This window comes from Pseudoalteromonas luteoviolacea S2607 (assembly GCF_001625575.1).
GTDB classification, from domain to species: Bacteria; Pseudomonadota; Gammaproteobacteria; order Enterobacterales; family Alteromonadaceae; genus Pseudoalteromonas; species Pseudoalteromonas luteoviolacea_E.
On sequence record NZ_AUXV01000072.1, the window covers coordinates 330382 to 342809 of the forward strand.

Sequence of the window (12428 nt, forward strand, 5' to 3'; positions counted from 1 at the left end):
ATTTCATTAGTGCTGTTTCATACAAAAAAGTAGCAGGAAGAAAATTACCCGCCAGTATGGAATAATGAAAATCGCGCATTTATTAAAAAATTCACATTTGCATCGTTACAGCAAAATACGATTCGGCACATAAAACGCCAGCATTGACGGGGCTTAAGAGAGAATTTTCAGAATATATGACAACCTCAAGACAGTGCGATTGTTCGGTACAGTGCAAAGTTTAAGTATTAGCATTTTTCAGGTTGATGGCGTGACGCGTCATTTGCCCATCTATTCTTTGCATCCAAAACACCATGTATTGCTAGATACTTTTCTGACAAATCAGGCCAATAGCGGATAAATCAATAAAATTAAGCGCGTGTTCAATGTACATAGCGACACTAACTCAAGTCATTTGTGGATTCCATCTACGACAGATTTCAAGTAAGCTGCCCCATTCCATATAAACCCAAGCGAGGAAAGTGCGTTGGATAAAAGAATTGAACCTGAATTACCCAGTATTACGCCCGACTTAGATCAGGTTGAAACCTATAAACAGTCCCTCAACCCTTCTAATAGTCAACCTTCTTCTTCTAGCGAAGGCCCCGAACAACAAACGGCTCCGGTAAAAAAAGCGGGCGCAATGAGTTGGTTAGGTGCAATCTCAATTATTGCATTGGCTGCCGGGTCATATGGACTTTACCAACAAAACCAAACCACACAGGCTCAATTGTTCGAGTCAACCAAGCGTATTGCAGAGCTGGAACGCACGCTGTCTGCAACAGGCGAAGAAATGGGCGCATCGGCAGGAGCGATACAGGCAAAGTTAGCAGCTTTGAGCGAACGCACCGATGAGCTTTGGTCACAAATGGATAAACTTTGGGCGTCGGCTTGGCGAAGAAACCAATCTGAAATCAAAAAGTTAAAAGAGCAAACTAGCAGCATTGCAAAAAATCAAAGCGAGCAGGCTAACACCCAATCAGGTGTCGCAACAAAAGTAGCGACACTCTCACAAAGCCAAACCGATTTAGCCTTTAAATTATCGATATTAGAAGAACAACAGCAGGCGGCACAGGCATTAAAAAAGCAGTTATCCTCGATAAACACCGACCTAGATCAATTGAAATCTCAATCACGTGGCAGAGATGCCAAACAGGTAGAAATTGGTGGCACGCTTGCGCAACTTGAAATCACACAAAACGCGTTAGCAGAGCAATTAGAACGTCTTGAAACGAGACTGGCAACTGCATCAAAGGCACCAAAAGCGGTCAATTAACAAACCTAAATCAATGGGGTCAGAGTCATTGATTCTTTGAATTTAAAAGATCAAACTCAACGACTCTAACCCCTTTAATTGTTTTTACTCTTCGTCATCCAAACGCGTCTGTCTGTAACCAGCTTTCGCCAATATCTCAACATAAAATGATGTAAGATTTTCAAGCTGTGTCTGATCTATTAGCTTATTAATTTGCGATACATGCACTGGTTGAGCTTCTGCTTCAGTTTTACCGAACTTACAGTCAAAGTCCCAAAAATCAACACCTGCAGGTAGAGTTTTATTACGCTCGCGCTTCAGATATTTTTTAATTTCATATTTAACCGCGTCAACACGCCTGGCTAATTTAATTTTTGGGTGAGTTAACTCAAATGTTTTTTTCATAGTTGCCTTCAAAACAAGGAATACTCGAGCCTATCACTGGCTGGCTGAGTAAAAGGTGTGTATCTATAGGGTACGAACTTCGAACGCACATAGATATAGAAATATAACCTAGTTAGTTTACGTTAAAATAGGATACTCAGCATCAACAAAGACAAGAAAATAACTGTAGCCGCTTAAATCTTATATGGCGACGGCGGCCATGTTGAACGCTCGTAGATGCCTGCTTTTAACACCTTTAACAAATAAACAAGATAACAGTGTCAAAATCAACGACTCTGACCCCATTGATCTCGGATTCCACAATCGTTGCACAATTCAGTGCTCAAATGCGTCTGTATTGGGCCGCTAGGTGTTTGTCTACATCGCCTCAAAAGTATTGAAAAAGACGATGCCCCGGAGCGCCGTTTCAACAAAAACTGAGTAAAAGAATGAATATACCCTCTTCAGAGCCACAGTCAGTTCACCCTTTGGGTCAACATATAATCGTCGATATATTCGATGCTTCAAACTTAGTCGGTGAGAAGCGTATAGAAGACATGATGGTTGAGTGTGCCCATGCTGCAAACGCCACGATCTTGAATACCCATTTACACCCCTTCGAAACAAATGGCGGTGTATCGGGCATGATTATTCTAGCTGAGAGCCATATTTCGATTCACACTTGGCCTGAGTTTAACTTTGCTGCCATGGACATTTTTATGTGTGGTGACGCACAACCAGAGTTGTGTCTACCGATCATCGAACGCTACTTCCAGCCGGGCAAGATGGTGGTTAATACCCTCACAAGGGGAGGCACTGTCACTCGCTTTGGAGAGTTCCAACCTCTTTTACACAACCAGTTAAAAACAACCCTCAAAACCGCATAACAAAACGGAGTAATAACGCAAATGACAAATATAAAATGGCATTATGAGCAAATGACAAGTGGCGTTCACATTGCACTTCGTTCAGAACAAGACTTAGTCGATGTGGAAACTGCATTTCAAGACGTTAGCATTTTTGAAACCCGCCACCTTGGCAAAGTCATGCGCATCGATGACGGTATTCAAGTCACCACAAAAGGCGAACACATTTATCATGAAATGATGGCTCACGTTCCTATTCTTGTTCATAATCGCGTAAAAAACGTACTTATCGTTGGCGGTGGTGACGGTGGTAGTGCGCGCGAAGTTTTAAAACACCACAGCGTAGAGAATGTGGTTATGGTGGATATTGACGAACAAATCGTCCAATTAAGCCGTAAGTATTTGCCAGAAATCAACAATGGCGCATTTGATGACCCAAGGTTTGTGCTTCGTATTGGCGACGGTGCAGATATTATCTCTCAATACCAAGATTGTTTTGATCTGATCATTCTAGATGCAGCCGATCCAGATGGAGGTGCATCAGAAACACTTTTTACCCAGTCATTTTTCGGAAATTGCTTAAAAGCCCTCAAAGCTGATGGTATTTTGGTCGCACAAGGTGGTACCCCTTACTTTGAACCTTATATGATGCAGTCTATGGTTTCCCGATTGACTCAGGCATTTAATAACCCTGCCGGTATCTACTTGGGTGGTTGCTACGACTACTTTGGCGGCTCACACGCGTTTATTTGGGCGACGAGAAATGGCAGTATCAACACCCTGTCGATTGAAGAGCTTGAATCGCGTTTTGCTAAAGCAGATATTCAAACTAAGTATTACTCACCAGAAGCGCATTTTGGTTCCTTCTTTTTATCGAAAGACATGCGAGACTATGTGAATCAAGCAATCAATTGTGAAAACGTGGATGAGCTATCAATGCCAGAAGCAGGAGATTGGGACGATTACACCCCAGAAACATCTAATGAAAGTGAAGACGAAGACTAGTTAATTACCCAACTTGCCCTAAACGCACATTAACATTGAAGAACAAGCCACTGATATGAGGAGTCACGCCCTAATCAGTGGCTTATTTATACCGAACTCAGGCCCCATCTGAGTCAGGCCCCATACATCCAGATGCGATATAATGCGATGAAATCATTATTTAAACTCTTTGAAAGATTAGGTCACAAAGACACTTTTGACAGTCAGTTAAATGAAGCCCACCACAACCTACCTTTTATTCGCCAGTGCTCAAAGGAGTTTTCAAGCTGGATAGCGCTTGCGTTTATCATTGCGTTGTTAGGCGGCGTTTTGCAGATTGTTACCTTCGACTTTTTAGGAGAGTTAGTTGATTGGCTGGACACCTCTGGCGATCGTGCCCAGTTGAACGAAAAAGGAGTTGATTTAGCCATCATCGCAATTGCCATTGCGATTGTTATTCCCACAATTACCCTAGGTAAAAACCTCGTTTTTCATCAGTTATTGGGGCCTAACCTTCAAAAAAACACCATCATAAAACTGTATCGTACATTGATAGGCTCACCCGCAAGCTACCACGAAGAGGATGACCCTGGCTCAACAGCCATTGTGATTGTAGATACATCTGAAGCCATCATCGATGTGGTCTTGCAGTTTTGTGGATTTGCGGGCTTCTTACTCGCCTTCTTGGGCGCGCTGCTATTTTATGTTGGTAATATTGACGGTTGGCTTATTTTACCTTTTTTAATTTGGACCAGCGTATTTTTAGCCTTACTCATTTGGCAATGGATACCCAAAGCCAAAGTCACTAATCGACTAGAAGCAGAAAGCTGCGCTGAGATCACTGGCAAATTCACAGAGCGCTTTGCGCGTATTCGCACAGTAAAAATGCTATCGAATAAAGAATACGAACAAAAGTTCGTAGAAAAATGGGCGACAAGGCATCGCCGAGTTGTCGCGAAAGAATATCGTGTCTTCTCGAACTTTGCATCTATGACAGGATTGCTCAATGGCATTTTAGTTGTTGGTACAGGTGCTTTATGTTTGAAATTATGGATTGATAACAGCATTTCCATTGGCGAATTCTCAATGGTTTTAGCCTTAGTTTATCGGGTCATCTCATTGTCGGAATGGTGCCAAGATGAGTTTGACGCTTTTTTTGTTTCTTGGGGTCAAGTCACTGTCGGTAGAGAGGTAATTAACGAGTTTCTTGAAGACGTCGAGCCTTTTGAAGAAGAGGGTAAATTCAACGTAACTAGAGGTAAAATTACCTTCAAAAATGTTGTGTTTGCATATGAAAACAAAGCGCCTCTCTTTACCGGTTTATCTCTAAAAATAAAAGCGGGAGAAAAAGTCGGGATCATAGGCCCGTCTGGGGCAGGCAAATCTTCAATACTCAATATGCTCTCAGGTATTGACGAGATTGAAGAGGGTGCAATTTATGTAGATGGCAAAAATATCGAAGATTTTTCAACCGATAGCGTTTGTAGCGAGCTAAGCTTTTTAAATCAGGATATTGGTCTATTCAATCAAAGTATTTTTGAGAATATCGCATTTGGTTTGAACAATGTAAGCAGAGAATCCGTGAGGCAAGCACTCGAAAAAGCCAATGCACTAGAGTTTGTGCAAAGCTACGAAGATACCCGAGGTCGCCAAGGTTTATGTGCATTTATCGGTGAAAATGGTGGACAGTTATCTGGAGGCCAACGCCAGCGCCTAGCATTGGCTAGAGCCATATTAAGAGATAAAAAAATACTCTTGCTGGACGAAGCAACTAGCGCCCTAGACCCCGACTTAAAAGCACAGTTTATTGCCACCCTCAAAACGCTTATGAAAGGTAAAACCGTCATTTCTATTGCGCATTCTTATGATGTACTTACCATGATGGACCGCATCATTGAGATTAAAGATGGCAAAATAGCTAGAGAAGGGAAGCCCGCAGACATACTTTAAAATCAATGGGGTCAGAGTCATTGATTGCTGCTTTGTTTTTTATATGTTGTTGACTTACGATCCCCTCCTCGTGGTAATGGCGTGGCTCTTCTGCCCGCCAAAGCCTCAACTTGCTGTTTAAACCTATCACTGCCAAGTACCCACATTTTGTTGGTAGCACTCTGTATATCCGCCAACGTTTTTGCGGGTATTTGTTTTTCAAATAAGGCGCGATAACACGCTTGTCTATTTTGATCAGTTACGCCAAGCGCCCTGTACAGCGCATGCTCTGTAATTAACTCAACCCGTTTGCCCACCGCATTATGCTGGTAACTCGACCAAGTATAGTCCGCTGGGCGAGACACCATATTAGCACGCACAGGGTTAAGCTCGATGTAGCGGCTGACTAGCAAAAAGTAATTGTCAGTCTCCACCAAGGTTGACTTATAACGCCCTTCCCAGAGAGTACCAGTCCTTTGATAAGCACGGTTAAAGTAACCTACATAGTAACGCCCTAGTGACTGCATAAGCTTACTTACCCCATTGGCGGTGGTTGGTGTAAGCAGTAAATGCACATGATTTGTCATTAAAACGTATGCATGTATTTGCACATCGTATTCATGCGCATACTGTTTTAACTTATCTAAATAAACAGCGTAATCGATATTTTCGACAAAAGTCACTTGCCTATTGTTACCACGCTGAACAACATGTTGAGGAATATTGGGTAAGTTTAATCTGGGCAGTCTAGCCATAGTATCACTAATCCTTTAGTGTTTAGTCTGTTAACTATAGCTGAGTATTTTACATTGGGATCAATGACTCTGACCCCATTGATATTTTACGTGCGGTACAAGACTTTAATGATGTGCCAGCCAAATTTCGTTTTAACTAGCTGCGGCGTGAGCACTTCACAAGAGAAGCAGACTTTATCAAATTGAGGGACCATGGTACCGCGCCTAAATTCACCTAAATCCCCCCCTTTTTTACCAGATGGACAGGTCGAATGTTTTTTTGCTAGTGTTTGAAACTTAGCCCCTTTTTTTAATTGCTGAAGAATATCTTCTGCTTGCTCTTTATGTTTTACCAATATGTGTAAGGCATGTGCTGTACTGGCCATATCACTCAATGCTCACTTTCAAATTATTGCACTTTTTATGACAGCAATAATACACCAAAACGCCGTGAATGATGAGTGCTAGGCACTAATTACAAGTAATATGGATAAAAGCTAAGTGTGACTTTGTGAACAATCACAGAAGATATAAAAGGCCAGGTCTAACATGTAATTCGATAGAAACCATTGACTCTGACCCCATTGATTTAAGTTCGATTAAACGGTCTGCTGCTGTGACTGCTTTACAAACGAAGAGTGTTGATTAACTACATCAGTTAAGTCTACAGACTTAATCGTTACATCAAGCGAATGTACGTGAGATTCCAAACCTTCAAAATCAATATTTTCTAATTTGAATTCAAAAACCTGTGTTGATTGGTACATTCGAACCGAAAATGTTTTGTTGACTAAATCAGCGACGGTTGCCCATTGAGTATAATCGTGTACTTTTCTTCCTTGTGAATCGCGACTGGTTCCCAATGGGATATCAACCGTATTCAGTATATGAAATGCCAATGTGGTTGCATCAGCAATACCAACTTCAATATCGGCTTCTATCGGTAGCCTTTCATTGTAAACTTTTGCATAGTCACTGGCATTTTTCTTGAATAGCTTAACACTCTCCACCTCTCCCGGTTCCAAAAGTTGAAAAACAGGGAATGAGAAATTACTCATCATTGCAGCTCGAACAAAGCGGTCTACAGGCGTTGAGCTCCCAGGTAAACCCGAAAACCCGGTGCCTTGGGCATGAGAAAAACAATGAAATTTATACGCTGTGCGATGAGCGACATCAACATTCGGAACATCTGGGTATCCATCATCATTTTGGAAGTTAAATGGCACCACATTCACATAATTGTTGATCACATTTTCTTGCTGCCAACTAATTAAAGGATCATTAGTTAACACACCAATCGGGTTTAGATCCGTGATTTGTAATTGCCCATCTACATATTCCAATACAATGCTGTTTCCAAGTGCATCATGAACAGGGAAATGAAAATTCATAGCACTAGGTACCGAGCTTGGTATGAAAGGGTTGGCAACCACTATTTTGTCTTTCTTGGCAACTTTGCTCTCTTTTAGCTTAGAACCATGTTTATTGACTTTAAGTTGCCCATATTGCAAGCCATCAATTACATCTTGGCAGGTTGCACAGTTAGACAAAATCCACGTTGTTAGACTCGGATAATAGATCACACCTTTTAATGCAATGGGCTTATTGTGCTCGTCGAGAGGGTCTTGGTATTTTGATTGTGCTAACACCATTGTCCCTGTTGTCAGGCCTTCGCTATTCATTCCATTGGTCGCAATATTTGCGTTTATATCGCTCTTTAAATCAAGTACGTCACTAATTTCAGTCGCAAAACCATTTAGAGCTATAAAGTCATACTTCCCTTTCCAAGTTAACAGTAACGGGGTGATTTTATTAATATCCGGACGAAGGATAAAATGCTCTCTGGTCTTATCCTCAGCCAATATATCCAATGAGTGCCCTGCTAGCTGCGTATATTCAAAATTTTGAGATCGAAAAAATATCTGTGATTTTAAATTAGGACCTAACTCCATAGAGCGGCCTATTACAGGAATACTTTTATCTGGATTCAATGTTAGAGCTTTGATTGAAAAGTCGGTGCACATTTTTTAATTCCTTTCTAGATTCAGTAAAAATCATATCTAATTAGTGAATACTGCATTCACGAACAATAACCAAACTAGCATTCTCTATATTAATCACCATTACAGATTATTACGTAGGCTGCTGCGCTCGCCCGCTAGAAGCAAAGCTCGCCTAGAAAAGCGGTCTTGAAGTTGGGGTATGAGTGGACAAAGTACATACAGTGAAATGAGCTATTTTGAGGTCTGATTAAACAGGGTAGTACCCATAAACAAATATGATTTGCGCGCGTCGTTTTCTACTGCAACTGAGCCGACGCCACTGAGTCAGTTTTTACTGGTTCTCGCCACTTATTCATTAAAATCACTAACAATTGGTAGCTGAGAAAAAATGCATCCCTTTTAAAATAACAACCTACTGAAAATACAATACTTTATATTTGGTGTGCTTATTGCTCTGTATGACTATGCACTTACTGTACAAAATAAGGAACTGTATTATGGATATAAAAAGAACAAGAAATTACCTCTTGATGGTGGTTATCGTTTGTCAGATCACTCTACTAATTTGGGAAAGCTTGCATGGTGGTGTTGTTACTCATCACTTTTTAGCGCGAGAGAATATGCCTGGTTTGTCAAATTGGTGGGGGCTTGTTATATTACCCAGCTTGGTATGGGTCACCGCTTACAGCCTTGAACAAAGAGGTCGGCATTTAAAAAGTGGGCAGGCTCGCACTGAGTTTAATAAAATGGCCAGCTTTAGTTTTTTAGGCATGTTACTTATTAGTCTCATTCAATCAACTATTTTTACCCTAGGCTATTCTACAATCGCAGTATCGATATTAATGTTCCTGGTATTTATTGCACTCTTTTTACCCCTGTACAGAATTGAAGCCATTGTCGGTTACATATTAGGCGGGGCCTATTTTACAGGTCCTATGATCCCATTTGTGGGCGTAGTGCTATTTGTAGCGGTATCTTTTTTTGCACACTTTTGTATCAAGCCACTCATCACTCACTTCAAAACAGCAAAAACAGCAGCTGAATAAAGACGCTAGATAAACTGCATATTGCTTTGTTGGTTTTACCAACAAAGCAATACATTTGAATATTTACCTGCTCTATATACGTTTAGGCATACTCGCCATAGTTCAATTCAAGTATCACTTATTCTTTAGCTAGACATGTGTTTGTCACAACAAGGAATTTTAAGAATTGATCAATGACTCTGACCCCATTGATTCAAAAATCGTGTAGTCTTGTGTTATATAGTATCAATTGTTTAACTCCCTTGGCGTGCGAACCAATATTACTTATCAACCAATGTCATACTTAAGACCATATGCTTCGACTTAACTATCATCCCGTTCAAGGTAAAGTAGCGATTGCAGAGCAGTACCAAACATTGCACGCTCCAACCCCCCTTTGTCGTTGGGTGAATCTATTTTGGCAAATACATACCCCATTAGGTCAATTTGCATACCACAGTGTTCCGGACAACTGTGTTGATTGGATAATTAATCTCAATTGTTTTGATGATAATATGCTTATCGCTCCTTTTACCTGTGCCAATACCTTCGAGTTTGAGGGACCCGCACAGTTTTTTGGTATTCGCTTTAACTTGCTTGGGCACACAAGTTTGTGCAAGGCCCCTTTGGGTGACTGGGCAAGCTATGGCGCTGTTGATGCCGCAAGTTTGTTTCCATTTGATTTAATTGAAAATACCTATGAAATTTTACAGTCCAGCTTAGACTTTTCATCTCGCTGCAAAGCGTTATCTCAATTGTTATTAAAAGAAGTGAACCTACCTCAATTAGACCCAAGACTGATAAACTTTATTCGGTACAGCCAAGCGCACCTAAATACCCATATGCCTTTATCAGACAAACAATGCAGCGAGTTTGGTCTCTCTGCGCGCCAATTACGTCGCTTAACTCATGCCCACCTAGGCCTTTCCCCCAAAGACTTTACGCAAGTATTACGCTTTCAACATTCATTAAAAGCTTTGATAAACACACCTGAAACGCACGCTTGGCAAGATAGCTACTATGATCAAGCGCATTTTATTAAGCACTTTAAGCGCTTTGCCGGTGTTACCCCCAGAAAATTTCAAAACTTGTCCGTTTTATACAATAAAAGCAAAACTGAATAACGCAGTATATGTGACATCAACATAATCAAGTTAAAAAGGTATAAATATGATTAAAGTACAAGCCATGTTTCCGATGATGGTCACACCACACCTCCAAATTATAAAAGACTATTACCATACCCTTTTTGGGTTTACTGCCGTTTTTTATCAAGAGGACTTTTACTTACATTTAGTGCAGCCAAGCTCTGGTGTTCAATTGGGATTCTTGCATCCAAACCACCCTTCTCAACCAGATTTTCTGCATCCCAAAATGGAACAAGATGGATATGTAATTTCGCTAGAAGTGGATGATGCTCGAGCAGCTTATACCTATGCACAAGCACAAGAATTAGACATAGCGATGCACTATAAAGAGGAGCAATGGGGGCAAAGACACTTTATTTTACAAGACCCTGCCGGATTTAAAATCGACGTGGTTGAGCACTTTCAAGTTTAGTTTAAGCGTGAAGGCCACCATGGCCTTCGTACTTAAATCAATGATATATCAAAGAGAACCTTTTATTGCATTGAGGATCACGCCCAAATCAGTCTGGGTGGCAGTGTCTGCGGTATATTTGTAAAGTGCGACAATAACGCCCAATCGCACCAAACAATTAGCACTGCCAGTAAAATGCTTGATCAGCACCTTTTTAATCACCGAGTTGCTCGGGTCATTCAACTGTAGACCAGCCGTTTCGAGTAATGGGAATATATCCTTGTAGATGTAGGTAATCAGCGAACTGGGGTTATGATTGATACTACCGCCTTGGTTGTTCCCATCGACTTGATTAAGGCGAAATAGTTGGTCAATGGCCGATGTGATATCAGGCAAAGTAACGCAGCCCTTAATTTTGTCTTTAAAGGCGTTAGCCCTGTTTACACCTGTTTTACCATGACGATGTATTATTGACCCCTTAATCTCACCGTTTTTTACTACGTAAGCGTCGCAACCATGGGCGATGGCCTCTTTTAGTTGGGTGATTTTTGCGGGGTCAAAACTGGCGGTTAAGGCATCGGCATAAGTCTTGACCACGGGCAAGAGCGCTTTTTGAGTGAACAATGAAAAATTATTTTCGCGTTTGAATTGCTGTATGAGCGGGCAATACTTTTCATCGTACAAAGCTAGGCAGGTGTATTGGCCGCCTGAGCCATAATTTAACCCCTGGCGATTCTTCGAAGTCAGACCCACCTGTTCGTTATAATCCATGGCTTTTTGCGGTAAAAAGCAAAGATCCATCGGAAACTTGGCATAGTTGCCGAAACTGGTTAGCGCGGCATCTGCAATACGTACAGATTTAACCCAGCAAATACGCGTATTGATGGTGTCTTCAACCCTTAAATCTTTGCTCTTGAACGATAACTGAAAATTGTCCTGAGTATAAGCAATCTCAATGTCGACATTTTTGTCGCCGCGATATTGATAGGTTTCTATATTAACGCGTTTATCGTCCAGAGTGCTTAAATTGTAGTGGTAGTCACCATTAGCAACCTTATGGGTCAAACAGTCATTAAGGCCGCGCCAAAAAGTATCATCTTGCTTGAGCCGTTTACGCTTGGTCGGGGTCGTTGCAGATTCAATCTCCTGCTGTAAATCGGTCGCGCCGATTTGGCCTTTAACGAAGTCTTCGTCAATACTGTCGAGTCTGCCCGCTAATACATTGGTCAGGGCTTTTTCATAACTGATCAAAGGAGTGTAGATATTAAAAATACCGTCTTTTAGATAAGCCTCAACTAAACTCTTTTTAGGCGCATCACCGATTTTTTTGACGACACTGAACAGGTCGCCAGCCTGACTCTTTTCAACAAAACTGCTATTGAGCTTGGCTTCGAGTAGGTGGTGTAATTGCGTTTCGAAAATGTAACCTCCAAAGTCCCTCTCACGACCCTTTTTAAATCGACCATTGTCATCGTGACCAGTACCCGCTCGCCAACAGCCTTCGCTGCTCGATTCCCAAAAGTATCTGCTTGAGAGTACGTTGGTGTCACTGACGTGGAATGCAAAAAAATGTCTTCGCCCAGATAAAGTGACCGCCATGTCTTTTAACAACCAAAGCTTAAATGGGCCGATAACCAGCTCTTCTTTATCCATGTCTGCTACCGTAGCCGCCGCTTTGCCATTTGCGTCATACCAGCGAACCAATAAGTCTTCTAGTGCCATAGTTGTGA

General features: G+C 41.4%; 12 protein-coding genes. 7 read left to right on the plus strand and 5 right to left on the minus strand.

Annotation, left to right across the window (positions count from 1 at the left end):
- The first annotated feature begins 466 nt into the window (after positions 1-466).
- Positions 467-1255, plus strand: a complete 789-nt coding sequence (locus tag N480_RS23150) for a hypothetical protein (RefSeq protein WP_063374792.1) — start codon at positions 467-469, stop codon at positions 1253-1255.
- 84 nt (positions 1256-1339) lie between these two features.
- Here N480_RS23150 and N480_RS23155 read toward each other — a convergent pair whose 3' ends face one another.
- Complete coding sequence (locus N480_RS23155; RefSeq protein WP_063374793.1) at positions 1340-1639, minus strand: DUF6172 family protein; 300 nt, start codon at positions 1637-1639, stop codon at positions 1340-1342.
- 428 nt (positions 1640-2067) lie between these two features.
- Here N480_RS23155 and speD point away from each other — a divergent pair, with 428 nt between their 5' ends.
- From speD to N480_RS23170, 3 genes are all read left to right on the plus strand, one after another.
- A complete protein-coding gene (speD, locus tag N480_RS23160) occupies positions 2068-2505 on the plus strand; it encodes an adenosylmethionine decarboxylase (RefSeq protein ID WP_063374794.1) in 438 nt (145 codons plus the stop codon).
- A 21-nt stretch (positions 2506-2526) separates the two neighbouring features.
- On the plus strand, positions 2527-3489 hold the full coding sequence (speE, locus tag N480_RS23165; RefSeq protein ID WP_063374795.1) for a polyamine aminopropyltransferase: 963 nt from the start codon (positions 2527-2529) through the stop codon (positions 3487-3489).
- A 147-nt stretch (positions 3490-3636) separates the two neighbouring features.
- Positions 3637-5418, plus strand: coding sequence for an ABC transporter ATP-binding protein (locus tag N480_RS23170; protein ID WP_063374796.1), 1782 nt, complete (start codon positions 3637-3639; stop codon positions 5416-5418).
- 17 nt (positions 5419-5435) lie between these two features.
- On the opposite strand, the gene N480_RS23175 is transcribed toward N480_RS23170, so the two are convergent.
- From N480_RS23175 to N480_RS23185, 3 genes are all read right to left on the minus strand, one after another.
- Positions 5436-6152 (minus strand): transposase, encoded by a 717-nt coding sequence (locus N480_RS23175; RefSeq protein WP_063374797.1) that lies wholly within the window; start codon positions 6150-6152, stop codon positions 5436-5438.
- A gap of 86 nt (positions 6153-6238) precedes the next feature.
- Complete coding sequence (gene ppiC / locus N480_RS23180) at positions 6239-6517, minus strand: peptidylprolyl isomerase PpiC (RefSeq protein ID WP_063374798.1); 279 nt, start codon at positions 6515-6517, stop codon at positions 6239-6241.
- A 213-nt stretch (positions 6518-6730) separates the two neighbouring features.
- Entirely contained in the window at positions 6731-8155 is a 1425-nt protein-coding gene (locus N480_RS23185; protein ID WP_063374799.1) for a linear amide C-N hydrolase, read from the minus strand.
- A gap of 476 nt (positions 8156-8631) precedes the next feature.
- On the opposite strand from N480_RS23185, the gene N480_RS23190 reads away from it, so the two are divergent.
- From N480_RS23190 to N480_RS23200, 3 genes are all read left to right on the plus strand, one after another.
- On the plus strand, positions 8632-9180 hold the full coding sequence (locus N480_RS23190; protein ID WP_081231972.1) for a hypothetical protein: 549 nt from the start codon (positions 8632-8634) through the stop codon (positions 9178-9180).
- Positions 9181-9473: 293 nt separating this feature from the next.
- Positions 9474-10283 carry a helix-turn-helix domain-containing protein gene (locus N480_RS23195; RefSeq protein ID WP_063374800.1) on the plus strand — a complete coding sequence of 270 codons (810 nt, stop codon included), beginning with the start codon at positions 9474-9476 and terminating at the stop codon, positions 10281-10283.
- Positions 10284-10329: 46 nt separating this feature from the next.
- Complete coding sequence (locus N480_RS23200) at positions 10330-10719, plus strand: VOC family protein (RefSeq protein ID WP_063374801.1); 390 nt, start codon at positions 10330-10332, stop codon at positions 10717-10719.
- Between the two features lie 48 nt (positions 10720-10767).
- Here N480_RS23200 and N480_RS23205 read toward each other — a convergent pair whose 3' ends face one another.
- On the minus strand, positions 10768-12420 hold the full coding sequence (locus N480_RS23205; RefSeq protein ID WP_063374802.1) for a hypothetical protein: 1653 nt from the start codon (positions 12418-12420) through the stop codon (positions 10768-10770).
- Positions 12421-12428: the final 8 nt, after the last annotated feature.